Below are 23664 nucleotides of genomic sequence, written 5' to 3' on the forward strand. Positions count from 1 at the left end.
GACTGCCTTACTCATCAAAGAAAATATAATTATTCTACACGCTCACCATGTTGACTAAGATCCAGCCCCATACGTTCATCATCCTGTTCAACACGTAGACCAATCACTAAATCAATGACTTTAGCAATAATGAAGGTTAAGACTGCGGAATAAGCGATTGTTGCCAAAACCCCTTCAATTTGAATCCATAATTGATGTGCCATATCAGTTGGAACTTTATCGCCCATGATCAATTCACTGGCAAATACTGCAGTCAAGATTGCACCAACAACACCGCCTACGGCATGTAGACCAAATGCATCCAGAGCATCATCTGCTTTAAGTAAGCGTTTAAGGCCTGAAATACCCCAGAAACACACAACACCACCAATTAAGCCCATGATTAATGCACCAGTAACATCAACAAAACCTGCTGCTGGTGTAATTACAACCAGACCCGCAACTGCACCTGATGCGGCACCCAATACAGAACCTTTGCCACGAACAATGCATTCTACACATAACCATGAAATTGCTGCTGCAGCTGCCGCAACTTGCGTGGTTACCAATGCATATCCAGCACTGCCATTTGCACCTAACGCTGAGCCACCATTAAATCCAAACCAGCCCACCCATAGGAAACTTGCGCCAATCACAGTTAAAGTCAAATTATGAGGTGCCATGGATTCACGGCCAAGCCCAAGACGTTTACCTAACATATAAGCAAGTACTAAACCTGCCACACCTGAGTTGATATGAACAACCGTACCACCGGCAAAATCAAGTGCACCATCGCTACCTAACCAGCCACCGCCCCATACCCAGTGAGTAATTGGTGCATAGACCACAATCACCCAGATCGCAATAAATGCAATCCATGCGCTAAACTTAATACGATCCGCAACTGAACCACTGATAATCGCCACAGTAATAATTGCAAAGGTCATTTGGAAAATAACAAACAGAATTTCCGGAATTGTGCCGCTTAATGCGTCCGGAGTAATACCGGAAAGCATAAATTTGCTCAGACCACCAACAAAGCTATTGCCTGAGTCAAATGCAAGGGTATAACCAATGACTACCCAAACTATACTTACAACAGCCGCTGCTGTTAAGCTGTGCGCCATTGTACCCAGAACATTTTTCTTACGAACCATACCACCATAAAATAATGCCAAACCCGGAATGGTCATAAATAGAACCAATGCCGTTGAGGTCAAAATCCAAGCTGTATCACCTGTATCAAGTTTAGGTGCTTCTTCAGCAGGAGATGCTTGCTCCGCTGATGTGGCAGTTGCGGTTGTTTCATTTGTAGCAGTAGAATTTACCTCAGCACTGGAATCAATCACAGTTGTGGCTGGTGCATCCGCACTAGAGCTTTCTGCCCATACGCCTGCTGATGTAAAAAGCGCACTGGTCAAACCAAGTGCCATTAGTATTTTTTTCATTCGTATCCCCCAACCTTTTGATATACGTTGCTGATCTCAACTCAGCAAAAGTCATGCCATATTTTTATACGGCATCAGGTCCTGTTTCACCGGTACGGATACGAATCACTTGCTCCAAGTTTGAAACAAAGATTTTACCATCACCAATTTTACCAGTGCTTGCAACATTGGTAATTGCCTCAATAACACTGTCGACCATGTCATCTTTAATAGCAATTTCAATTTTAACTTTTGGTAAAAAATCAACAACATACTCTGCACCACGGTACAACTCCGTGTGACCTTTCTGACGACCAAAGCCTTTTACTTCAGTAACAGTAATACCCTGCACACCGATTTCAGAGAGTGCTTCACGCACATCATCAAGTTTAAAAGGTTTTACAATTGCAGTTACAAGCTTCATATTTTCTTCCTTTCGGTTACTTATACCAATGGCGTTTACCCTTCAATTTCCGTGCCAAGGAGCAGAAAAGGCTGGGGGAATTTCCCCTCCTGACACATTTATTGTTTTTTCATAGGTTTTAACAGTTTAACAGCATTATGCTTTTAATCCATCGAATCGCTATCAATCCCCCATAAATTATTGTATCTTGAAACAGTTTTAGTGATGGATAGATTAAAATAGACATGACACCTATATTAGATAGCTTTGTAGCTGCTTTAAAAGAACAAATTGCGACACCCAAAGCGGATCTTGAGAAAAATATCCGCACTCTGCTCAATGAAATGGTGATAAAAATGGATCTCGTTTCGCAACAGGAATTAGAGCGCCAAAAACAGGCATTAACACGGGCCAATCTACGTCTAGATGCTCTAAAACAACAACTTTCTGAACTTGAGACAAAGCTGAAGTCTGATTAAAGCGTTTTATTTTGCTCAAAAACAATGCATCAATAACAAAAGAACCAAAAAAAGCACCAAAGTGGGGCAACATGAGTTTTGCAAAAGTTTATTCTCGTAGTGTATTAGGTCTACATGCACCATTAATTGAAGTAGAAGTTCATTTAAGCCAGGGACTACCAGCGTTAACTATTGTTGGTTTACCAGAAGCAGCCGTCAGAGAAAGTAAAGATCGGGTACGTTCTGCCATAATCAATAGCGGTTTCCAATTTCCCAATAAACGTCTGACCATTAATCTGGCACCGGCAGATCTGCCTAAAGATGGTTCGCGATTAGATTTAGCTATTGCAGTTGGAATTTTGATTGCATCCGGTCAAATTTCAGAAAATCTTGCTGATCAATATGAATTTGTGGGTGAGTTGGCTCTAGATGGCCAATTACGTCATATTTCAGGGATTTTAAGTATTGCTCATGCCTGTAAAATTGCTACCCACCAACTGATTGTACCAACAGCGAATGCCAATGATGCTGCATGTATTCAACAGTTAAATGTGTTTGCCGCTGAAAGTTTAAAGCAGGTATGTCAGCATCTTGCTAATGAGCAAATTTTACCTCTTACCCAGTATAAAACCACAACCTATCCAAATCAGATATTTCCAGATCTTGCTGATGTTAAAGGACAGCTCAAAGCTCGACGTGGTTTGGAAATTGCTGCGGCAGGTGGTCACTCCCTATTATTTGTTGGCCCACCGGGAACTGGAAAAACTTTACTGGCTTCTCGATTACCAAGTATTTTACCGCCTTTATCCGACGAACAAAGTCTTGAAGTTGCCAGTATTTATTCAATTAGTAATCATAGCTATCAATTTGGTTTACGCCCCTTTCGTGCCCCACATCATACAGCTTCGGCTGTGGCATTAGTTGGTGGGGGCTCACAACCTAAACCCGGTGAAATCACCTTAGCACATTTAGGTGTTTTATTTCTGGACGAATTACCTGAATTTGATCGAAAAGTTTTGGAAGTATTAAGGCAGCCTCTCGAATCCAAAGAAGTTGTCATCTCAAGAGCATCCAGACAAATTTGTTTTCCTGCAAATTTTCAATTGATTGCAGCAATGAATCCTTGCCCTTGTGGTTATGCTTTTCATCAGGATCAGCGCTGCGAATGCTCTACAGAAGCCATTAAACGTTATAAAAATCGCTTGTCTGGGCCATTACTTGACCGCATTGACTTGCATATTGAAGTCCCTCCAGTTTCTGTTCAGGAATTACAGCAACAGCAATCTGGTGAAAGTTCTGCATCCGTCAAAGCACGAGTAATGATTGCTCATCAACGCCAATTACAGCGACAAAAGCAGCTTAATCATGCGTTGACGCCTCAGCAACTTGATCAGATTCTCACCCTAGATCAAACTAGTCAAAATATTCTGTCTGTCGCACAACAAAAATTACAACTTTCTGCTCGCGCTTACCATCGTATATTACGAGTGGCTCGAACCATTGCAGATCTGGCTGATAGTGATCAGGTTTCTGCCTTGCATATCAGTGAAGCTCTTTCTTATCGACCAGTCATGTAAATCAAAAAGCAGGACAAATTGTCCTGCTTTTTGATTTAATAATGATCTTTACGACAATTTAGAATGTTTTGGTTAGCGTAAACACTGCACCAGTATCAACAGCTCTTTTTTCAGAACTTGTCATACCATCTGTATCAATATTGGTGCCTACAGCAGCCAATTCAGCAGTTAAACCTTCAACAGATTTAACGTTATAATTTACGCCCACTTTCCAGTCCACATAATCATCATTACCACCACCGAAGAAATCATCTTCATCAACCTTGGTGTACCCAACACTTGCCACACCACCAAATCCAGTATCAGCAAATGGTACAGAATATCCTAAGGTAAAATTCCATCCATTAGGGCCTTCTTTACCCCAGAAATCAGGTGTGTAATTGACGTTGGTTAATAAGCTATCCCCCGATGCCAATACATCGGCAAAAGTTAATTTGCCATAAAATTCTGGTGAATTTGCATCACTTTCGCTAGGATAGTTATAGTAAACCACACCCACATCAAGTGTAGGTTTAATTGAACCTAATTGTAATGGTGTTGTATAACCAATCTGCGGGTCAAGTTCCATACTGGCATTTCCAACTTTGACATTTGAAGCAAAAGCTGAAAAATATAACCCCGAATTATGTGCTAGAGTAAAGCTTCCCTGAATTGCCGGATCATTTTCGGCCTGAGTTATGCCACGAAAACGATAATCAGAAGTTAAGGCTACGCTACCGCTTAGGCTTAATCCATATTGATCCAATCCATTATCTGCCGCAAAAGTTGCCCCAGATACTAATGAAATTGCAGCCAAAAGAAATGTTTTTTTGATCATTGGAAATTCTCCACCAATTGAAGTATTTTGGACTCAAAGCTAAAAAGCAATATATATGCCAACAAAATTAAAAGCCGATATTTTTACAACTTATTCATTGGCATTATATTGATTTTATCAAGTTTTCTTATTATTAATCATTAATTCATCAGCAAAAACTATATTTTGACTTAATTTTAAGCTATTTTTAGGCTAAATTATTATGTTTGCCTAAAAAATGTCACGCAAATGAAATAAATTTGATATAAATGACCATTTTATTATAGAGTACCGTTTCAATTTGTTAAGTAACTCTTTATGAGTCATTAGTTACGAATAACAAATCGTTCAGGTATCTATTTAGGGGATATAAATGTTTAAAACACAAAAGCTTGCATTGGCATTCGTGATCAACGCTGCACTGATTTCAACCGCGTTTGCCAGCGAGCAAAGTGAATCAAAGGGATTTATTGACGATGCCTCAGGTTCCGTACTATTGCGTAATGGCTTTCTCCAACGTGATAAAAAAAATGGTTTAGCTGATACCAATTCATGGGTTCAATCTGTAATGCTAAAAGCAGAATCTGGCTTCACCCAAGGCACAATTGGCTTTGGTGTTGATGTCATAGGAGATTTCTCTTTCAAACTAGGTGATAACCAACATTCTGGCAATAATATGATTGCACACCATAATGATGGTACACCGTATGACCAGTGGACACGTGGCGGTGGCGCAGTAAAGGCCCGTATCTCTAACACAACAGTAAAATATGGTACACAGGTTCTTGATTTACCTGTACTGGCCAGCATGACTACACGTAATGTACCCGAATACTTTACAGGTGTACTGGTCACCAGCCATGAAATTGATAATTTAGAATTAGTTGCAGGTAAATTCACTAAAAATCAGCAACCAGATCAAATTTCTTCAGACAAAAATGGGTTGGATCGGGCAGTTGTCTGGGGTGCCAAATACAAAATTAATGATCAACTGAATGCATCATATTATGGCGCAGATATCAAAGATAAGTTACAACGCCATTATGTTAATACCAATTTTAAACAAGCTTTAGCAAATGATGCATCTTTGACCTATGATTTCAGTGGTTATGCAAGCAAGTTTGAAAAAGGTGCATCAACCTACTTTATGGGCAACCTGACAGAAGATAAAAATAACTATATCTGGGCAGTATCAGGAACGTATAACCAAGGCCCGCATACTTTAATGGCTGCATATCAGCAAAATACTGGTGGTATCGGTTACGATTATGGTAGCAATGCAGATGGTGGTCAGTCCATTTATCTACCGAACTCATACCTTTCTGATTTTAACAGCAAAGATGAAAAATCTGTACAATTACAGTATACGCTTGATTTTGGTGCATTTAATGTTCCTGGTCTAAAATGGACCACTGCGTATGTTTATGGTTGGGATATTGACTTAATTAATCAAGTCTCTAATGACACCAATGCCAAAGAACACGAATTTTTTAATCAGGTCAGTTATACCGTACAAAGTGGTTTTGCCAAAAATCTTAGCGTCCGTGCACGTCATTCTATCTTGCGTGACAGTGTAGCTGGTGCAAATGCTTATGGTGAAATCAATGAAACTCGTATCTTCGTAGATTTCCCGATTAAATTTTTCTGATTAAAAAGTTAATCACCATAAAAAAACCTGCATTTCAACATGCAGGTTTTTTTATACAAAAATTAAAATTTATTTTTTTGCTGCTTCAATGGCTTTTAATACTTCAGCTTTAGCAACCTCAGCATTTTCCCAACCACTAATTTTAACCCATTTGCCTGGTTCTAAATCTTTGTAGTGTGCAAAAAAATGTTCAATCTGGTTAATCAATAAAGCTGGTAAATCTGTATATTCTTTTACATCTTTATATAAAGGTGTTAGTTTTTCATGTGGTACCGCAACCAGTTTTGCATCAATACCACCGTCATCTTCCATATTCAACTTGCCAACAGGGCGACAACGAATCACTGAACCTGGCTCTACCGGATAAGGTGTCACAACCAATACATCCAATGGATCACCATCTTCAGATAAAGTATTTGGCACATAACCATAGTTTGCAGGATAGAACATTGCTGTCGCCATAAAACGATCTACGAATAAAGCGTCAGAATCTTTATCTACTTCATATTTAATCGGTGCAGCATTTGCTGGAATTTCAATGACTACATAAATGTCATTTGGTGCATCTTTACCGGCCGGGATATTGTTGTAACTCATAGCAATACTCTTAAATAACCTGAAATCGTTGCGATGATAACCTAGATCGTTATACTCTGGCATGTATTATAAGAGCAAATTTATAAAAAATTACAGCATTACTCTATAATTCAGAATTAACTGCTTAGGATTAAAACCTAATACACATCCACAGCAGAATAATTGGACATAATGTAGCCAATACCCATAAAATAGAACGTATAAGATGTGCATTACACAGATAACTAATACCGTACAAAATACGTAAAAGAATATAAACACTGCCAAGCATAATTGAAAAATAATCTGGTACAACCAAATAATCTGCCATTAACATGGCAGCAATAAACAATGGCAAACCTTCAAAACTATTTTGCTGCACTGCATTTGCACGAGCTACAAGCCCAGTTTGTGTTGCTAAATATTCTCTCGGGCTACCATGTAAATGACGTTTATAGCCTGAACGCAGACGAGCAATAAATGCAAAAATATAAGGCAAAAGACATGCTGCCAGGATAATCAAGATAATGATATTTAGGCTATGCACCTGAACAAATCCTAAGAAAATTAGAGGCCAGCCATGATAACATGCTTAGGCTAAAGATCAGACATTTTTGAATAGGAAGCTTTCATGAGTCACCCCGATCCAGACCGAGAACTCCAGCAAGCACTTGAAAAACGACAGAAAAACATCCATGAACTCAATCGTATTCTCTGGGTAGTTCTACCTACTCTGGCCTTACTGATCAGCATGATCGTGGCAAATTATAATATTTGGTCAACCTTGTTTAGCTTTATCGTGCTGAGTACAGCATTTATCTTGGTAGGAATTAAACAAAAAAATTTGAGCCTTGTATTGGTTCTTACACTTATTTATTGTTTGATTGATAATTATCTAAGCTACCAGTATCAACTCAATAGTAGTGGCTTAAAACGCCAGTTACTCATGTTGCTGTTTATTACCATCATTGGTTTAGGTCGTAACTTTGCAGATCGTGCCATGTTGAATAAAACCTAAATATAATAAAAAAAGCAGCCAGTTATGAGTACTGCCTGCTTTTCTGTTCTACACACCCAATATATTATTTACGTAAATCTTTACGCAAAATTTTTCCAACATTGGATTTTGGTAATTCATCCAGAAATTCAACATAACGTGGACGTTTATAACCAGTTAAATTGGCTTTTGCATAAGCCAGAATTTCTTCTGATGTTAAACTTGGGTCTTTTTTAACGATAAACATTTTCGGTGCTTCACCTGATTTGTCATCTTTAACACCAATGACTGCAACCTCAAGAACTTTTGGATGTTTTGCAACAACTTCCTCAATTTCACTCGGATACACATTAAAGCCTGATACCAGAATCATATCTTTTTTACGGTCGACAATTTTTATGTAACCATTTTGATCCATGATACCAATATCACCTGTACGGAAAAAACCATCTTTGGTCATCACCTTTTCAGTTTCATCAGGACGGTTCCAATAGCCTTTCATGACTTGTGGACCACGAACACAGATTTCTCCCTGTTCACCCAAAGGCACTTCTGCCCCATCATCATCCAAAATGGCCATATCTGTTGAAGGTGCAGGAACACCAATCGTACCGGTAAATTCAAGATTGGCAGGTGGATTAACTGATGCTAGTGGAGAAGTTTCAGATAATCCATAACCTTCAATAATATTAGAACCTGTCACTTGTTTCCATAGTTCTGCCGTAGATGGTAATACAGCCATACCACCACCAATCGCAATTTTTAAATTACTGTGATCAAGTTTTTTAAATTCTTCATTGTGTACCAATGCATTAAAAAGCGTGTTGACTGCTGGGAAAAATGCTGGCTTGTATTTACGCAATTCGCCAATAACAGCCGGTAAATCACGTGGGTTGGGAATTAAAATATTGGTTGAACCACGATACATACCGTAAAGTGCACAAACTGTAAAAGCAAAAATATGATAAAGTGGTAACGCACATACAATACGTTCCCCTTCTTTTGCCGCACCTTGTCCAAACTTGGTGGAAAAGATCACATCAACCTGTAGCATATTAGCGATCAAGTTACGATGTGTCAGTTCGGCACCTTTGGAAATTCCAGTTGTTCCGCCAGTATATTGTAAAACCGCCGTATCACTTAAGTTGATATTTGGACGCTGATATTTATGGGGAGAAATTTTGTTTAATGCTTCTTTAAAGCCAATATGTTCAGAAATATGCCAATCTGGAACCTGTTTACGTACTTTACGCAGAACAAAATTGACAATTGAGCCTTTAATCAGCCCAAGCATGTCGCCAACACCTGTAACGACAACATGCTTAACAGTTGTTTTACCCAGAATTGCCTGATAAACATGTGCAAAGTTTTCGACAATAATTAAGACTTCAGCACCAGAATCATTAAGTTGATGTTCTAATTCACGTGCAGTATAAAGTGGATTGACATTGACCAAAACTAATCCTGCCCGAAAGACAGCTAAGGCCACAATTGGATATTGAAAAACATTGGGCATCATTACTGCAACCCGTGAACCTTTTGGTAAATTCAGGCTTTGTAGGTACGCTGCAAATTTCAGGCTATAAGTTTCTAATTCAGCAAAAGTTAGCACTTTATCCATGAACAAAAAGGCTTCACGGGAACCATATTTTTTAAAATTTTCTTCAAAAACATCAATTAAAGATGTATTTTCAGCAGGCAAGCTAATGTCTTTCGGTATTGCATATTTTTCGTAAGTCTTGAGCCAAACTTTATCCATAATACCTACTACTCCACTTGTTATAATAGTTCGAGTATACCATTGATCTACCCGAACCATTGATTTCTATCTTTACGATAAGTCGATGAGTTTATCTTTGTTATTGGTCAAAGACATCTTATCCACTATTTTATAAAAAATAATTACTTAACCACTGACTATACCGATTATCAATCAGAGTTCAAGTAACATTCCATGTGCTTTTTGATACCCTCGTGGCAAAAGCTTCCCTTTCGTTGCTTTCTTTCCATGATAAGGTTTTAAATCCTGACCTTTTAATGTCAACACACGAGTTCCTACCAGTATTTTTAACACATCTTGCTCAAGATTGAGTGCAATATGACTGATTAGTTCATCATCATTTTCAAGTTGTATCATCTTGTTACCCTTGCCTTTACTCAATTCAGGCAATTGTTCCTGATCAATCACCAATAATCGCCCCTGCCGTGTTAATAAAGCAAGATGGCTTTTTTGTGGATTGAATATTACAGGTAATGCTTTGAAACCAGTTGCAACGGTTAGAAAAGTTTTACCCGCTTTAGCAGCAGTATCAAGTTGTTTTAATTGCGTTTTAAAGCCATATCCTTGTGAACTTAAACTGATAATACTTTGTTCATCCTCACCCATAATGACTTGAATAAAAGACACACCCGAAGCCGGATTTAATTTGGATGTCAATGGTTCACCCTGTCCACGCGCAGATGGTAATCCATTAGCAGCCAATGCATAACTACGCCCAGTTTGGTCAAGGAAATACACGCGTTGGTTAGTTTTTCCAATACATGAATCCAGGTACTGATCACTGGCACGATAGTTTAATTGTGTTGCATCAATTTCACCTTTGGCCATTCTGACCCAGCCAGCCTCAGAAAGAACAACTGTTACCGTTTCCGCTGGAATAAAATCCGATTCCTTGATTTGAACAGCTTCCTTACGATGTACGATTGGAGAGCGCCGATCATCACCAAACTTTTTGGCATCTTCATTTAATTCTGAAATCATCAGTTTTTTCAATGATTCAGGATTATTGAGTTGTTCACGAATGATGGCTGCTCGAACAGCTAATTCATCCTGCTCCTTACGAATTTCCATCTCTTCCAGTTTGGCTAAATGACGTAATTTTAGCTCAAGAATGGCTTCAGCTTGAATTTCATCAATTCCAAAATGTGACATCAATACTGATTTGGGATGATCTTCTTCGCGAATAATTTTAATTACTGTATCAATATCTAGATAAGCAATCAGCAAACCCGCCAGAATATGTAAACGTTTCTCAATTTTATTCAGATGAAAGGTCAACCGATTGGTGATGGTTTGAGTACGAATCTCAATCCATTCCAACAGGATCTTACGGATAGATTTGACCTGTGGGCGACCATCTGCCCCAATCATATTTAAATTGACACGATAGCTACTTTCCAAATCTGTGGTTGCAAATAAATGGCTCATGATGGCATCAGCATCTATTCGATTGGAGCGCAGTACAATCACCAACCGCGTTGGGTTTTTATGATCGGATTCATCTCGTAGGTCGGTCACAAAAGGTAGCTTTTTAGCCAGCATCTGATCTGCAATCTGGGTGATCACCTTCGAACCTGAAACCTGATAAGGCAAATGCTCGATAATGATTTCATTTTTTTCAACTTTATATACCGCACGCATGCGGTAACTACCACGTCCTGTTGTTTGGATTTTCAAAATTTCGTCTTGCGGTGTAATAATCTCTGCATAAGTCGGTAAATCTGGTGCAGGAATATATTCTTGTAATTTTTCATCCGTCAGATTCGAATTTTTAATCAACGCAACTGTGCCTTTGACCACTTCACGTAAATTATGTGGTGGAATATCAGTTGCCATTCCAACAGCAATGCCTGTTGTACCATTTAACAAAATATTCGGTACACGTGCAGGTAAGGTCAGTGGCTCTTTTAAACTTCCATCAAAGTTATCCTGCCACTCGCATGTACCTTGCCCAAGTTCACTAAGCAATAATTCACTGAATGCCGAAAGTTTCGCTTCGGTATAACGCATCGCGGCAAACGATTTGGGATCATCAGGCGATCCCCAGTTACCTTGACCTTCAATAAATGGATAGCGATAACTAAATGGCTGTGCCATTAACACCATTGCTTCATAACAGGCACTGTCTCCATGCGGATGATATTTACCTAATACATCCCCTACTGTACGCGCAGATTTTTTGGGTTTTCCTGTACTTTTTAAACCCAACTCACTCATTGCATATACGATACGACGTTGTACCGGTTTCAAACCATCACTAATATGTGGTAAAGCACGATCCATGATGACGTACATGGCATAATTGAGATAGGCTTGTTCAGTAAATTCTGCAACAGATCGATTTTCAGTTGCATGGTGCGCTAGGCTACTCATAGTACAGTCATTATTCCTGAATTTTTAATTGGTAAATCTCATGCTATGCTAAGTGGCATCATAGATTTGGGCAAGTCAGAATCACAAATTCCCAGCATATTATTTTTATAAATTGCAACTTTATAACCATCTACCTATAAAAAACAGGCAATCTGACATGATCAATCACTGACTAGCAAAAAATAAGGAATTTTTATATACACCAAAAGTCGTAAATCATTTTATAATAATGCGTCTTTTTCATACACTCTAGTTAGAAGGAACTCATGACTCCTCTTGATCCCTTAACTCAAGCTACTGAACAAACTGAGTTATCGATGTCCGTATTGATGACCCCTGATATGGCAAACTTTGCGGGCAATGTCCATGGTGGGACAATTCTTAAATTACTGGATCAGGTGGCTTTCGCCTGTGCCAGTCGCTACTCAGGTAGCTATGTTGTTACCTTATCTGTTGATAAAGTTCTATTTAAGGAACCGATTCATGTAGGTGAACTGGTCACATTTCTAGCATGTGTGAATCATGTGGGAACCTCCTCCATGGAAATTGGTATTCGGGTTGAAGCACAAAATATCCAAAAACGCACAATCCGCCATACCAACAGTTGCTATTTCACCATGATTGCAGTAGACGAAACTCGTAAACCAACTGCCATTCAACCACTGGTTTTAGATACAGATTTAAAACGATGCCGTTTTCAGGCTGCAGAACAACGCAAAAAATCTCGGTTGGAACAACAAAATACTCGCCAGTCCTGTAGCATTTTTAAGGAATAATTCCTTTAAAAATATTTATTTGTGGCGAGTTATTCGCCACATTTTTTTTAATTCCTTGAAAATGTATAAAAAAAATGCAATTACATCATTTTTTATAGAAAAAGATTTGCATCCACTACAAACTGCCATTACAATGCACCTCGTTCTGGACAAGCTAGTAAATAACTTGTTCATTAGCGTCCCTATCGTCTAGAGGCCTAGGACATCGCCCTTTCACGGCGGTAACCGGGGTTCGAATCCCCGTAGGGACGCCACTTTAAATTTTTATTACTTTAAAGTGATTGAATCAATCAGTTGAACAGCCTCAAATATTTGTCCCTATCGTCTAGAGGCCTAGGACATCGCCCTTTCACGGCGGTAACCGGGGTTCGAATCCCCGTAGGGACGCCAAATTCAGAAAAGCCACTGCAGATTAAGATAGTGGCTTTTTTATTTCAGAATTTTAAAAGGTATCATTATTTTCATCAAACATGACACTTCTAAACATCCTTTCTAAATTTAAGATGAAACTCCTTCTTAAAAAAGAATCCTGCAAGAAACAATAAAAAGCCAATCACTAAAAAATAAAAATCAAGATAATAAATGGATAATCCTATAGCAACTAAGCCTGCACAAATTATCAAAAGAAAAATAATTTTTAGTATTAATTCCAAAATAGAACCATCTTCATACATCCCCACATTCCTTCCATAATTACTTTGTCAAAATATTTACTGATTGAATACCAATCCACTCTAGATACTTATCTACAGCCTTGTGACAATCGACTGTTCAACAATCTGTTTCTTTCCATGAATCGCTAATGATCATCAAGCTTTAGTTTTCACCCATACATTTTCTACGAATTTCGTAATTTTACGTTTTTCGTAAAAAATAACAATAGGAAATATACGAATTTCGTATTTTTTAAATCAAGAAATTAAATGTGATGCTTGAAGATGCAAAAACAATCCTTTGCAGAAGGCTTAAATCAACCCGTAAGTTACGAAAAATGACTTTAGAAGCACTAGGCGTAGCTATTGGCCTAGATGAATCGTGTGCCAGTACACGTATTAGTCGGTATGAAAATGGTATTCATGCCATTGAGCCCAATACAGCAGAACGTCTTGCACAGGTTTTAAACGTCCCTCTTTCTTATTTTTATGCTCCTGATGATGAGTTAGCAGAGTTAAATCAAATCTTTTATGAGTTAAATCCAGAAGATCAGGAGAAATTATTATTATTTGCCAGAACATTAAAACAAACCCATCCGCAGTAAAGCCGACTTGAGTTTTAATGAAATTTGCCCCATTAATATTTGCAAATATTGTTTATTTTTGAGATTTACCTTTATGAGTTATCGTTGTCCAAAGTGTCAAAGCCCTAAAATTATGCCTGTAGCCAGTAGCAATAGTGTTCGCCCGGAAATTCCAAAAAGTCTAGCCATTTTGGTGCCTAGTGTTTTATTTCTATTACTATTTGTGTCGATTAGTCTGGCATTTTTGGTTCTGGATAAAAAAATGGGGCTATTATTACAACTTGCAACTATTGCCAGTTTTCTGATTTTTATTGCCTCTGGTTTTATGTTCTGGAAAGCATTACCAAAATTTAAACAAAGTATGCAAACTTTTATGCGCGCACAAAAACACTGGAAATGCCGTCAATGTAATCATGATTGGCAAAATTCATAAAATATATATTGATGACTTTAGTTTGTGGGTAAATCAGAAGTTATCCACAAACTTGTCGCTATTTTAAGCATTTATCGGGGTAATTTGATACAAACACCTAAACCTTGTACTGGTGTTAAACCGGAAATAAAACTTAATTCACCTTGATGTAAATCAACAATACGCTGAACGATGGATAACCCTAAACCAGATCCTTGTTGCTCTGTCCCAAGTATGCGATAAAAACGCTGTGTTAATTGTTGTTGTTGCATCACATCCACACCAATACCTTCATCCTGAACGATAAAATAATAATAATGTGCATCCAATTCAACTTTGAACAAAATTTTGCCAGAAGCGTAACTGTAACGTACAGCATTATCTAATACATTACGTAATGCTGTAAAACAAAGTTCTTTATTGGCGGTTAAGGCATGTTCTGTATGGATATGCCATTCTACCAACCATTGCATCTGTTTGCTTTTTATTGCCGGTTCAATGTCACGCTGTAGTTCATTCAATAATTCCATGACAGAAAATGTTGTTTTAGGCAGGCTATAGCTCTGTTGTGGATCTAGTCTTGCAAGTAATAATAAATTTTCGACAACTGCGGTACTACGTTTGACATCTGCTTTTAACTGTTCTAATTCAGGTTGAATAGGCTGTAAAAATAACTGATGTTTGCGTTGTAGCAACTGTAGCTTCATTTGAATCGCAGCCAGAGGCGTTCTTAATTCATGTGCGGCATCAGCTGTAAATTGTTGCTCTGCTGCAATTGCCTGCTGTAAATGTTGTAATAGCCGATTAATTGAATCCACTACAGGCTGCATTTCTGTCATAACTTCTATTGGTACTACAGGAGATAAATCCTGTACATTTTTTTTAGAGATTTGTTCACCGATTTGATTGAGTGCTTTAATGCCACGACGAATGGATAACCATGTACCAAGTAATAACAGAATCCATAACAGCAACATTAACCAGATAAAATGACCGATGGCGGGAAGTAAATGTTCATAGCGCTGTTCCCACGGCTGAGCAATTTGAACCTGCATTTGTGAATTTGGTTGGACTGCAACATAGACTCGCCACCACTGGTTCTGATATCGAATATTATAGAATTGATCATCACGGCTATTTGTAATTAGAGGATGGATTGGAGCATGAGGACTTTTATGCACAATTATGCCCTGCGCATTCATCATTTGATAATCTAGCTCTAGTTCTTCATTATATTCGTCCAGATGATATTTCATCTGATGATCTGCAATATTTTGCCCTTGCAGTAAAAGTTTGGCATTTTCTTCCAAAACATCATCAAATAATTCATGTGTATCGTAACCAATCACACCAATAACAATAAATAAACTTAAGATACCTGAAATCACACTAGTAATGAGGGTGTTCATCATTAGCCGTTTTTGCAATGAAAACTTGTGTAATTCTGATTGCGTAGGGTTTGACATATATTTATTCCAGTGTACTTAATGTGTACCCTTGACGCCGGATAGTGCGAATGAAATCTGGGCTAATTTTTTTACGCAAGTTATAGATATACACTTCAATGGCATTGCTTTCAATTTCTTCTCCCCATCCGTACAATTCGTCTTCAAGTTGCTCTTTAGAAACAATATGTTGTGGATGACGTAATAATTTATACAACACCACATATTCTCGAGCAGTAAGATTAAGTTGTTGCTTCTGATAGCTTACAGTTTTTGCCACTGGATCAAGCTCAACTTCTCTCCAGCAAAGGTAATGTTGCGCTTGTGCAGTATATTTACGCACGGCTGCACGAATTCTTGCGGAGAGTTCTTCCAGATCAAATGGCTTTACTAAATAATCATCAGCGCCAAGATCCAATCCTTCAACCCGATCCTTGATACTGTCCCGAGCAGTAATCATAAGTACTGGACTTTGCAGTTGTTGCTGTCTAACGGATGCAAGTAATTGATCACCTGTTAACTCTGGCAATCCACGATCTAATAATATGCAGCCATAACTATAATTTTGTAATGCGCTGTATGCCTGTTGACCACGTTTGACCCAATCCACAACATAGCCATCCATTTCTAACCACGATGTAATGGTTTCACCTAATGAAGTGTCATCTTCAGCCAGTAATATGCGCATAGATTTAACCCGTTTCTAGAATTTTTCAACACTACATTAGTGTTCATTTCATCAAATCACAACTATAGGTTGTATTGATATCAGTCATACGACTTGTTTGTTAAAAACAGACTTTATATTTTTATATAAGATATTCCAGAACACACTACAAATAAAAAGGTGCGCTTATAAAGCACACCAAAAGCTTTAAAATTTCAATTGTTGAACATCAATTTCAACTTTCTTGAGCGGTTGATATTCAACATCGACTTCACCAATTAAAGTGACTGGTTGATTGGCGTGCAAAGGTTTTCCATGCCAAAGCTCATGATCAATCTCGACAACAATATTGCCTGTCTGGTCTTTAAATTCATATTTTTCATTGCCTAGATCACGTACAATTTTGCCTTTTAATTGTACGATCGTATCGTCTTTTAAAGCTTTCACTTGTTGAACGCTGCTAACTTTTCCAGCAATTGCTTGCTGATTGACTGGCGTAGCATACGCTGAATTCATTGCAACAAAAATTGCACCGGCTGATACGATTGATAAAATCATTTTTTTCATTGAACTAACTCCTTAATTACATCATCTTATGTTGATATATGCATTACATCATTCAAAGCTGAAGTGAATCTTAAGAATCAGTAATTTTCCAATACAAGCCGATCTTAATGATTTAATCAGTCTATCTAAATATTTTTTCCTTTTATCCGTGTCAAATCCATTTTCATCTGACAAAATATGTGTCTATTTTCACTATATGCTAAAATAATGCTAATTAACTTAAATTATAGCAATTCAGATCGGTATGACAACGGGTTCTAAGCGCGTCTTTATTTTTTTATTCTTGTGCAATATTGCTGCGTTTTCGTCTGCATCAGCTGCACATCAGAACCTTTATGCTTTGTCTTTATCAATTTTAAGTTATAGTGAATTTCCCAATTCAGCAGCGACAACTTTCTGTATTGTCGGCAGTCAATCGGATACAATAAACTTTCAAAAACATGCCAAACTTTCAGGTTATGCTTATCGTATTATTGCTGTTGATCAAAATAATTTTTTAAAATCAACCTGTCAGGCAGCTTATTTTTCCAATACAATTCCATTATCAAATCAAAATAATCTGATTAATAAATATCCACGAGAGCCATTATTATCTTTCACATCAAATGATCCATTTTGTGAAAGTCGCAATATTTTCTGTTTATATCAACATACTGGTCAGTTTTATTTCAATGTCAATCTGGATTCGCTCACACAATCCGGAATTCATATTGATCCTCGTGTGTTATTGCTTGCCAAAAATACGGGGTAAGTATGACTCATCATCAGCCTATTTCATTAAAAAATTTATTCAAGAAAAGTCAATTAATCTCTATTCTATTAATTTTGTTTATTTTTTCTATTTTGTTTTTTCCATTATCTGTTTATATGATGAAAAGTTATGCCAATCAAAATCTACAATTAGTAGCAAACACTTTAGGTGACAGTCTACAACCCGCTTTGGTTTTTCATGATCAAAAAATTATTCAGCAAATTATCAATGAAAATACTAATAATTATGCCATCCGGAGAATTTATGTTTTTAATGCACAACATGAATTAATTGCCCATAGTGAAAAAACACCTGAATTATTGCCCAAAGTTCAATATTTACTTGATCAATATTTTTTAAATACACCGATTCATTCTGATGTCATTCACCAAAAATCTGTGGGGCAAATTGTTATTTATGGTAGTTCAGAAAAAATCCTGCAATTTATTTTTACATTTTTATTTAGTATTGCTTTATCGCTGATTGTTATGTTGGTTGCGTTATGGTTTATCACTCGGCGTACTTACCGAAAAATTATTCAATCTATCTATCCACTTATGCATACTGCACAATTGGTAAGTAAGCAAAAAGCTTATAATTTAAGGTTTCCAGAAAATAAAATTGAAGAATTCCAAAAACTTAATGATGTTTTTAATGAACTATTAATTAAAATTCAAGACTCACATAATGATCTGACAAATGAGAATCAACAATTATCTATCCAAGCTAATCACGATCCATTGACGGGTCTGGCAAACCGTAATTTCTTTTATCAAAAATTACTGGAAATCTTTGAATACGAGCATTTCCGTGACCATACCGCATTACTTTTTATTGATAATAACAAATTTAAAGATATTAATGATCAATATGGCCATTTGGCTGGTGATGCCGTTTTAATCGAAATGGCTCATCGTTTAAAACAAAATTTAAGAGAAAATGATTTAATTGCGCGTTTGGGTGGTGATGAATTCGCAATTATTCTATCTCCAATTTATCAAAAAAAAGATGTTATTCATATTGCTGAAACGTTATTAACAACCAGCCATCATCCCTTATTTCATGATGGGTATGCGATTGATTTTAGCTTTAGCGTAGGTATTGCTCTATCCAAACAGGCTGATTCACCAGAGGATCTGATTACACAAGCTGATCAAGCAATGTATCAGGCAAAAAATTCAGAATCACAATGGAGTTTATATCAGGATGTCTAAATTTTTAAGAGGATTTATTTCATGCTTTATATTTTAAAATCAATTGGTCTAGGCTTATGCTGTTTGACTCTCGTTGGCTGCATGAATCTGGGTGGATTGAGTTATCAACAGGCCAAAATGCTTAAGAAACAGGGTTTTGAATTCACATCAGAAGGCTGGATGCTCGGTTTACCAGAACGTTTATTATTTGATTTTAATGTTGCAGATGTTAACCCTCAATATGTGGGGCAACTTAATACCTTGGCCATACAACTTAAAAAATATAATTTGAACCGCTTAAAAATCTTTGGCTATACAGATAATGTGGGCTCAGAGCAATATAATCTAAATTTATCACAACAACGTGCTGAACATGTATCACAATATTTTCTTGCAAATGGTTATTTACCTGCCAATTTACAAATTATAGGCCGTGGTTCAGCCAATCCAATAAATGAAAATGATACTGAAGACAATCGTGCTAAAAATCGCCGAGTATCTATTGTTGTGGTTCCTTAAATTTTTTTTAATTCTGCAAGAAAATAACCCTCAACATCCTGTTGAGGGTTATTTAAATTTCAGTAGCAGCCTAATATCCTATCATGCTGTGGTATATCCATATACCTGTGCATCCTTACACAATCTCTCGAAACATCCTGTTTCCTGACGAAAGTAATAATAGATTTTTATTAAAGTCAGTATAAGAAGATAAAACCACCAAATTATGTAAGCTTAAACTTACAGCATCGCATAAATTATCCACACAATTCACTTAAGTCACGCTTTTGTAAAATATTCGACATCATTTTTTCATATAGAAAAATCAAAATAATGGTTAAAAAACATCTATTTTTCATTAGGCTTTAGATATTGCTAGTCTTTCATCCAAAAGATATTTTTAATAAAAAATAATGCAAAATTAACTATACTGGGGTAGAGTATAAGATGAAAAAATAAGATGGTAAGGATATATCGTGCCAAAAACACTTGAAGACAAAAAGAAAATTCTAATTCGTGTTAGAAAAGTCCAAGGGCAGGTTCAAGCCATTGAACGTTCTTTAGAAAGTGATTCACCATGTACTGATGTATTACAGCAAATTTGTGCCATTCGTGGCGCATTAAATGGCTTAATGACTGAATTACTTGAGATACACCTGAAAGATACGCTGGTTTCTGGAGAATCGACCGAACTACAGCGTAGCGATGAATTAATTCAGATTAGTAAAATTCTGAAATCGTATTTGAAATAATGATCAAGGAGAAATAACGTATGAAATCACGTGCTGCTGTTGCATTTGCCCCGGGTGAACCCTTAAAAATTGTTGAAGTCGATGTTGCACCACCCAAAAAAGGTGAGGTACTGATCAAAATTACCCATACTGGAGTTTGTCATACTGATGCTTTCACTTTATCAGGAGATGATCCAGAAGGTGTTTTTCCTGCAATTCTTGGACATGAAGGAGCAGGTATTGTAATCGAGGTCGGTGAAGGTGTAACCAGTGTAAAACCGGGCGATCATGTGATCCCACTTTATACCGCAGAATGTGGTAAATGCTTATTCTGTCAATCTGGTAAAACCAATTTGTGTACTGCTGTTCGCGCCACGCAAGGAAAAGGCATTATGCCAGATGGAACAACCCGATTTTCTTATGAAGGTCAACCCATCTATCATTACATGGGATGTTCAACATTTAGTGAATATACTGTTGTTGCAGAAGTATCTTTAGCAAAGATTAATCCTGAAGCCAACCATGAACAAGTCTGCTTACTCGGTTGTGGTGTCACAACCGGAATTGGTGCAGTACATAACACCGCAAAAGTACAAGAAGGCGATACTGTTGCGGTATTTGGTTTAGGCGGTATTGGTCTGGCTGTTGTTCAAGGTGCACGTCAGGCTAAAGCAAGCCGAATTATTGTCGTAGATACAAATCCAGATAAATTTGCTCTAGCAAAATCGTTTGGTGCAACAGATTTTCTTAATCCAAAAGATCATGACCAACCGATTCAACAAGTCATCGTTGAAATGACTGGCTGGGGAGTTGACCACTCATTTGAATGCATTGGCAATGTAAACGTCATGCGTTCAGCTTTGGAATGTGCGCATCGGGGTTGGGGGCAATCTGTGATTATTGGTGTAGCAGGTTCAGGACAGGAAATTTCAACCCGCCCTTTCCAGCTTGTAACGGGGCGTAAATGGTTAGGCACTGCATTTGGTGGGGTTAAAGGTCGTAGCCAATTGCCAGGTATGGTTGAAGATGCCATGAAAGGTGAAATTCAGCTTGAACCTTTTGTAACGCATACCATGGGACTTGAACACATCAATGAAGCTTTTGATTTGATGCATGAGGGAAAATCAATTCGCTCAGTCATTCATTTTGATCATTAAACCCTGATTACGCAGCAAACAAGACCATTGTTTGCTGTTCAATTATATATTAAAGAGGATCAATGAATGGAACGAATCGAACACCATGCCAGTTTTGGTGGTTGGCAAGAAGTCTATCAACATCAATCCAAACAACTCAATTGTACTGTGAATTTTGCAGTTTATTTGCCACCTCATTTAAAAGGTGAAAAATTACCTGTTTTGTACTGGTTATCAGGCTTAACCTGTAATGAGCAGAACTTTATTACCAAAGCTGCTGCACAAAAATATGCTGCTGAACACCAAATCATTCTTGTTGCACCAGATACCAGTCCTCGTGGTGAAGATGTTGCCAATGATGCAGCGTATGATTTAGGGCAAGGCGCAGGTTTTTATGTTGATGCAACGCAACAGCCATGGGCAGATCATTTCCGTATGTATAGCTATCTTACAGAAGAATTACCTGCTCTGATCAATAGTCATTTTCCAGTCAATGGCAAACAAAGTATTGCTGGACATTCTATGGGTGGGCATGGTGCACTAATTATTGGGCTGAGGAATCCTGCACAATATCAAAGTATTTCTGCATTTGCTCCGATTGTTGCACCAACGCAAGTTCCATGGGGACAAAAGGCTTTTCAAACCTATTTGGGTGCAGATCAAAACACATGGCGAAATTATGATGCTGTCACATTGATTCAACAAACATCACAGCAATTGCCTATTTTAATTGATCAAGGACAGGATGATCCCTTTCTTGAAGAACAATTAAAACCACAATTATTACAACAAGCAGCTCAAATTCAGAATTATCCTCTGATATTGAATTTACGCTCAGGCTATGACCATAGTTACTATTTTATTGCCAGTTTTATTGAAGACCATATTAGATTTCATGCCCAGTATCTAAAGTAGTCTATGCACTTTAATATCCTTTATTCTACTGATTATTAAGGCTATATAGAAATACTTACTATTTCAACTTGATCATGGTCAATAAAAAAGAGCCGCAAAAGGCTCTTTTTAACATCAATTCATCACAATTTAAAATTGTTCACTATTGAATAATTGATTAACATTGCTAAAAGGATTTTTTTGAAATTCTGTTTACTGTCTAACAATCCTGTATACAGACATATTCATATATTAATTTTCGGCATTCATCACAACCTTGTGTGCCCAGATTGAGAGTGTATCTAGAACAGGTTTAAAGGATTCACCAAATTCGGTTAATTGGTAAACCACCTTAATCGGTGCTTTTTCTCCATACACTGTACGTAAAATAAAACCGCTTTTTTCCAATTTTTTAAGCTGTAAGCTTAACGTCATTTCGGTAATTTCTGGCATGTCATTTTTCAATTCACTAAAACGTTTTTTACCATCTTTGAGATAATACAAAATCACGCCCTTCCATTTTCCACCAATAAGATCCATCGCCATACTAATTGGACAAGGATATGTCTTGCCATTAACGGCAACACTACACTTATTTTTTCTATCCCTCATTCTATCCTGTCTCAACTATCAAGTCTGATAGTTATTGTACATCATCAAATTTCAAATAAAATAATTATAGTGACTATCTTTTTGATAGCTTAATTTTATCATTTTCTTATTAGGTAAATATATATGACACTTATGATTCTTTCTCATCCCAATTTCGAACAATCAATTGCGAATAAAACCATTGTAACTGAATTAACAAAACAGCGACATGACCTTGAGGTACGTCATATATACGATCTATATCCTGATTATAAAATTGATGTGACGGCAGAACAGACAGCTTTACTCAAACATGATTTAGTCATTCTACAATATCCCATGTATTGGTTTAATATGCCTGCAATTCTTAAAATATGGTTTGATCAGGTGTTTACCTATCAGTTTGCCTATGGTTCACAAGGAGATAAGTTGAAACATAAAAAACTTTTAGCAAGTTTGACTGTGGGACAACCCGAACACAATTTTATTGTTGAGCAAAACTTTCATTTAATGGAGAGTTTTTTAAAGGCAGTAAAGGCATCTGCCCAATATGCACAAATGGATTATATTGATCCTATTTTTTTATACGATATTGCAACAGTAACAGGCCATTCAAAAATACAGATTCAAACAAAAGCCAAAGCACATAGCCAATACTTAAATACATTGATCAATACTTTAATCGATCCAAAATAAACATTCGATTTAATTATAAAAAAAGAGCCCCGAAGGACTCTTTTTATTTCAATACA

Annotated in this window: 26 protein-coding genes and 2 tRNA genes; 16 read left to right on the top strand and 12 right to left on the bottom strand. The window is 37.1% G+C overall.

What is annotated here, in order from left to right; genetic code table 11:
- Window positions 1-29: 29 nt before the first annotated feature.
- Together F4V57_RS11000 and glnK are read right to left on the bottom strand one after the other, a co-directional pair.
- On the bottom strand, window positions 30-1427 hold the full coding sequence (locus F4V57_RS11000) for an ammonium transporter (protein ID WP_070069368.1): 1398 nt from the start codon (window positions 1425-1427) through the stop codon (window positions 30-32).
- Window positions 1428-1491: 64 nt separating this feature from the next.
- The gene (glnK, locus tag F4V57_RS11005) at window positions 1492-1830 is read right to left on the bottom strand and encodes a P-II family nitrogen regulator (RefSeq protein ID WP_070069369.1); all 339 of its coding nucleotides are present in this window, start codon (window positions 1828-1830) and stop codon (window positions 1492-1494) included.
- 224 nt (window positions 1831-2054) lie between these two features.
- Between glnK and F4V57_RS11010 the strand changes: the two genes are divergently transcribed.
- Both F4V57_RS11010 and F4V57_RS11015 read left to right on the top strand, forming a co-directional pair.
- Window positions 2055-2288 carry an accessory factor UbiK family protein gene (locus tag F4V57_RS11010; protein ID WP_406564517.1) on the top strand — a complete coding sequence of 78 codons (234 nt, stop codon included), beginning with the start codon at window positions 2055-2057 and terminating at the stop codon, window positions 2286-2288.
- Between the two features lie 71 nt (window positions 2289-2359).
- Entirely contained in the window at window positions 2360-3844 is a 1485-nt protein-coding gene (locus F4V57_RS11015; RefSeq protein WP_070069370.1) for a YifB family Mg chelatase-like AAA ATPase, read from the top strand.
- A 58-nt stretch (window positions 3845-3902) separates the two neighbouring features.
- Here the strand turns inward: F4V57_RS11015 and F4V57_RS11020 are convergent, their stop codons facing one another.
- On the bottom strand, window positions 3903-4661 hold the full coding sequence (locus tag F4V57_RS11020; RefSeq protein ID WP_070069371.1) for a TorF family putative porin: 759 nt from the start codon (window positions 4659-4661) through the stop codon (window positions 3903-3905).
- Window positions 4662-5013: 352 nt separating this feature from the next.
- Here F4V57_RS11020 and F4V57_RS11025 point away from each other — a divergent pair, with 352 nt between their 5' ends.
- Complete coding sequence (locus F4V57_RS11025; protein WP_070069372.1) at window positions 5014-6288, top strand: OprD family porin; 1275 nt, start codon at window positions 5014-5016, stop codon at window positions 6286-6288.
- Window positions 6289-6357: 69 nt separating this feature from the next.
- On the opposite strand, the gene ppa is transcribed toward F4V57_RS11025, so the two are convergent.
- Together ppa and F4V57_RS11035 are read right to left on the bottom strand one after the other, a co-directional pair.
- On the bottom strand, window positions 6358-6885 hold the full coding sequence (ppa, locus tag F4V57_RS11030; protein WP_070069373.1) for an inorganic diphosphatase: 528 nt from the start codon (window positions 6883-6885) through the stop codon (window positions 6358-6360).
- Window positions 6886-7015: 130 nt separating this feature from the next.
- Window positions 7016-7411, bottom strand: coding sequence for an MAPEG family protein (locus F4V57_RS11035; protein WP_070069374.1), 396 nt, complete (start codon window positions 7409-7411; stop codon window positions 7016-7018).
- Window positions 7412-7495: 84 nt separating this feature from the next.
- Here F4V57_RS11035 and F4V57_RS11040 point away from each other — a divergent pair, with 84 nt between their 5' ends.
- A complete protein-coding gene (locus F4V57_RS11040) occupies window positions 7496-7882 on the top strand; it encodes a hypothetical protein (RefSeq protein WP_070069375.1) in 387 nt (128 codons plus the stop codon).
- 64 nt (window positions 7883-7946) lie between these two features.
- Here the strand turns inward: F4V57_RS11040 and F4V57_RS11045 are convergent, their stop codons facing one another.
- Both F4V57_RS11045 and parC read right to left on the bottom strand, forming a co-directional pair.
- The gene (locus F4V57_RS11045) at window positions 7947-9620 is read right to left on the bottom strand and encodes an AMP-binding protein (protein WP_070069376.1); all 1674 of its coding nucleotides are present in this window, start codon (window positions 9618-9620) and stop codon (window positions 7947-7949) included.
- Between the two features lie 174 nt (window positions 9621-9794).
- Window positions 9795-12014, bottom strand: coding sequence for a DNA topoisomerase IV subunit A (parC, locus tag F4V57_RS11050; protein WP_070069377.1), 2220 nt, complete (start codon window positions 12012-12014; stop codon window positions 9795-9797).
- Between the two features lie 266 nt (window positions 12015-12280).
- On the opposite strand from parC, the gene F4V57_RS11055 reads away from it, so the two are divergent.
- The 3 genes from F4V57_RS11055 to F4V57_RS11065 all read left to right on the top strand — a co-directional run bounded on the left by F4V57_RS11055 (window position 12281) and on the right by F4V57_RS11065 (window position 13180).
- Window positions 12281-12790: an acyl-CoA thioesterase gene (locus F4V57_RS11055; RefSeq protein WP_070069378.1), complete on the top strand. Its 510-nt coding sequence runs from the start codon at window positions 12281-12283 to the stop codon at window positions 12788-12790.
- Between the two features lie 178 nt (window positions 12791-12968).
- A tRNA-Glu gene (locus tag F4V57_RS11060) sits at window positions 12969-13044 on the top strand.
- Between the two features lie 60 nt (window positions 13045-13104).
- Window positions 13105-13180 (top strand) — tRNA-Glu (locus F4V57_RS11065).
- 89 nt (window positions 13181-13269) lie between these two features.
- Here the strand turns inward: F4V57_RS11065 and F4V57_RS11070 are convergent.
- Entirely contained in the window at window positions 13270-13464 is a 195-nt protein-coding gene (locus F4V57_RS11070) for a hypothetical protein (protein WP_070069379.1), read from the bottom strand.
- A gap of 254 nt (window positions 13465-13718) precedes the next feature.
- Here F4V57_RS11070 and F4V57_RS11075 point away from each other — a divergent pair, with 254 nt between their 5' ends.
- Window positions 13719-14048 (top strand): helix-turn-helix domain-containing protein, encoded by a 330-nt coding sequence (locus tag F4V57_RS11075; protein ID WP_070069380.1) that lies wholly within the window; start codon window positions 13719-13721, stop codon window positions 14046-14048.
- 73 nt (window positions 14049-14121) lie between these two features.
- On the top strand, window positions 14122-14460 hold the full coding sequence (locus F4V57_RS11080; RefSeq protein WP_070069381.1) for a hypothetical protein: 339 nt from the start codon (window positions 14122-14124) through the stop codon (window positions 14458-14460).
- 71 nt (window positions 14461-14531) lie between these two features.
- Here the strand turns inward: F4V57_RS11080 and F4V57_RS11085 are convergent, their stop codons facing one another.
- The 3 genes from F4V57_RS11085 to F4V57_RS11095 form a co-directional block, all read right to left on the bottom strand.
- A complete protein-coding gene (locus tag F4V57_RS11085) occupies window positions 14532-15905 on the bottom strand; it encodes a sensor histidine kinase (protein ID WP_070069382.1) in 1374 nt (457 codons plus the stop codon).
- A 4-nt stretch (window positions 15906-15909) separates the two neighbouring features.
- The gene (locus F4V57_RS11090) at window positions 15910-16572 is read right to left on the bottom strand and encodes a response regulator transcription factor (RefSeq protein ID WP_070069383.1); all 663 of its coding nucleotides are present in this window, start codon (window positions 16570-16572) and stop codon (window positions 15910-15912) included.
- Between the two features lie 186 nt (window positions 16573-16758).
- Window positions 16759-17118 carry a NirD/YgiW/YdeI family stress tolerance protein gene (locus F4V57_RS11095; protein ID WP_070069384.1) on the bottom strand — a complete coding sequence of 120 codons (360 nt, stop codon included), beginning with the start codon at window positions 17116-17118 and terminating at the stop codon, window positions 16759-16761.
- A 244-nt stretch (window positions 17119-17362) separates the two neighbouring features.
- Here F4V57_RS11095 and F4V57_RS11100 point away from each other — a divergent pair, with 244 nt between their 5' ends.
- The 6 genes from F4V57_RS11100 (at window position 17363) to fghA (ending at window position 22342) form a co-directional block, all read left to right on the top strand.
- A complete protein-coding gene (locus F4V57_RS11100) occupies window positions 17363-17869 on the top strand; it encodes a YfiR family protein (RefSeq protein WP_070069385.1) in 507 nt (168 codons plus the stop codon).
- A 2-nt stretch (window positions 17870-17871) separates the two neighbouring features.
- Window positions 17872-19083 (top strand): sensor domain-containing diguanylate cyclase, encoded by a 1212-nt coding sequence (locus F4V57_RS11105; RefSeq protein WP_070069386.1) that lies wholly within the window; start codon window positions 17872-17874, stop codon window positions 19081-19083.
- Between the two features lie 21 nt (window positions 19084-19104).
- Complete coding sequence (locus F4V57_RS11110) at window positions 19105-19581, top strand: OmpA family protein (RefSeq protein ID WP_070069387.1); 477 nt, start codon at window positions 19105-19107, stop codon at window positions 19579-19581.
- A 455-nt stretch (window positions 19582-20036) separates the two neighbouring features.
- Window positions 20037-20312: a metal/formaldehyde-sensitive transcriptional repressor gene (locus F4V57_RS11115; protein ID WP_070069388.1), complete on the top strand. Its 276-nt coding sequence runs from the start codon at window positions 20037-20039 to the stop codon at window positions 20310-20312.
- Window positions 20313-20332: 20 nt separating this feature from the next.
- A complete protein-coding gene (locus F4V57_RS11120; protein WP_070069389.1) occupies window positions 20333-21448 on the top strand; it encodes an S-(hydroxymethyl)glutathione dehydrogenase/class III alcohol dehydrogenase in 1116 nt (371 codons plus the stop codon).
- Between the two features lie 66 nt (window positions 21449-21514).
- Entirely contained in the window at window positions 21515-22342 is an 828-nt protein-coding gene (gene fghA / locus F4V57_RS11125) for an S-formylglutathione hydrolase (RefSeq protein WP_070069390.1), read from the top strand.
- A 231-nt stretch (window positions 22343-22573) separates the two neighbouring features.
- Here fghA and F4V57_RS11130 read toward each other — a convergent pair whose 3' ends face one another.
- Window positions 22574-22933 carry a winged helix-turn-helix transcriptional regulator gene (locus tag F4V57_RS11130; protein WP_070069391.1) on the bottom strand — a complete coding sequence of 120 codons (360 nt, stop codon included), beginning with the start codon at window positions 22931-22933 and terminating at the stop codon, window positions 22574-22576.
- A 123-nt stretch (window positions 22934-23056) separates the two neighbouring features.
- Here F4V57_RS11130 and F4V57_RS11135 point away from each other — a divergent pair, with 123 nt between their 5' ends.
- Window positions 23057-23608, top strand: a complete 552-nt coding sequence (locus tag F4V57_RS11135) for an NAD(P)H-dependent oxidoreductase (protein WP_070069392.1) — start codon at window positions 23057-23059, stop codon at window positions 23606-23608.
- The last annotated feature ends 56 nt before the right edge of the window (window positions 23609-23664 follow it).

The sequence above is a fragment of the Acinetobacter qingfengensis genome (genome assembly GCF_008693185.1).
In the GTDB taxonomy this organism is placed as follows: domain Bacteria; phylum Pseudomonadota; class Gammaproteobacteria; order Pseudomonadales; family Moraxellaceae; genus Acinetobacter; species Acinetobacter qingfengensis.

Excerpts from the sequence above, each read along its gene's own strand:
- F4V57_RS11090 (WP_070069383.1), bottom strand. The coding sequence starts at position 16,572 with ATGCGCATATTACTGGCTGAAGATGACACTTCATTAGGTGAAACCATT.
- fghA (WP_070069390.1), top strand. The coding sequence starts at position 21,515 with ATGGAACGAATCGAACACCATGCCAGTTTTGGTGGTTGGCAAGAAGTC.
- F4V57_RS11105 (WP_070069386.1), top strand. The coding sequence starts at position 17,872 with ATGACTCATCATCAGCCTATTTCATTAAAAAATTTATTCAAGAAAAGT.
- parC (WP_070069377.1), bottom strand. The coding sequence starts at position 12,014 with ATGAGTAGCCTAGCGCACCATGCAACTGAAAATCGATCTGTTGCAGAA.
- F4V57_RS11100 (WP_070069385.1), top strand. The coding sequence starts at position 17,363 with ATGACAACGGGTTCTAAGCGCGTCTTTATTTTTTTATTCTTGTGCAAT.
- F4V57_RS11080 (WP_070069381.1), top strand. The coding sequence starts at position 14,122 with ATGAGTTATCGTTGTCCAAAGTGTCAAAGCCCTAAAATTATGCCTGTA.
- F4V57_RS11040 (WP_070069375.1), top strand. The coding sequence starts at position 7,496 with ATGAGTCACCCCGATCCAGACCGAGAACTCCAGCAAGCACTTGAAAAA.
- glnK (WP_070069369.1), bottom strand. The coding sequence starts at position 1,830 with ATGAAGCTTGTAACTGCAATTGTAAAACCTTTTAAACTTGATGATGTG.
- F4V57_RS11020 (WP_070069371.1), bottom strand. The coding sequence starts at position 4,661 with ATGATCAAAAAAACATTTCTTTTGGCTGCAATTTCATTAGTATCTGGG.
- F4V57_RS11010 (WP_406564517.1), top strand. The coding sequence starts at position 2,055 with ATGACACCTATATTAGATAGCTTTGTAGCTGCTTTAAAAGAACAAATT.
- F4V57_RS11000 (WP_070069368.1), bottom strand. The coding sequence starts at position 1,427 with ATGAAAAAAATACTAATGGCACTTGGTTTGACCAGTGCGCTTTTTACA.
- F4V57_RS11055 (WP_070069378.1), top strand. The coding sequence starts at position 12,281 with ATGACTCCTCTTGATCCCTTAACTCAAGCTACTGAACAAACTGAGTTA.
- F4V57_RS11025 (WP_070069372.1), top strand. The coding sequence starts at position 5,014 with ATGTTTAAAACACAAAAGCTTGCATTGGCATTCGTGATCAACGCTGCA.
- F4V57_RS11045 (WP_070069376.1), bottom strand. The coding sequence starts at position 9,620 with ATGGATAAAGTTTGGCTCAAGACTTACGAAAAATATGCAATACCGAAA.
- ppa (WP_070069373.1), bottom strand. The coding sequence starts at position 6,885 with ATGAGTTACAACAATATCCCGGCCGGTAAAGATGCACCAAATGACATT.
- F4V57_RS11015 (WP_070069370.1), top strand. The coding sequence starts at position 2,360 with ATGAGTTTTGCAAAAGTTTATTCTCGTAGTGTATTAGGTCTACATGCA.
- F4V57_RS11095 (WP_070069384.1), bottom strand. The coding sequence starts at position 17,118 with ATGAAAAAAATGATTTTATCAATCGTATCAGCCGGTGCAATTTTTGTT.
- F4V57_RS11130 (WP_070069391.1), bottom strand. The coding sequence starts at position 22,933 with ATGAGGGATAGAAAAAATAAGTGTAGTGTTGCCGTTAATGGCAAGACA.
- F4V57_RS11135 (WP_070069392.1), top strand. The coding sequence starts at position 23,057 with ATGACACTTATGATTCTTTCTCATCCCAATTTCGAACAATCAATTGCG.
- F4V57_RS11110 (WP_070069387.1), top strand. The coding sequence starts at position 19,105 with ATGCTTTATATTTTAAAATCAATTGGTCTAGGCTTATGCTGTTTGACT.
- F4V57_RS11085 (WP_070069382.1), bottom strand. The coding sequence starts at position 15,905 with ATGTCAAACCCTACGCAATCAGAATTACACAAGTTTTCATTGCAAAAA.
- F4V57_RS11075 (WP_070069380.1), top strand. The coding sequence starts at position 13,719 with ATGCTTGAAGATGCAAAAACAATCCTTTGCAGAAGGCTTAAATCAACC.
- F4V57_RS11070 (WP_070069379.1), bottom strand. The coding sequence starts at position 13,464 with ATGTATGAAGATGGTTCTATTTTGGAATTAATACTAAAAATTATTTTT.
- F4V57_RS11120 (WP_070069389.1), top strand. The coding sequence starts at position 20,333 with ATGAAATCACGTGCTGCTGTTGCATTTGCCCCGGGTGAACCCTTAAAA.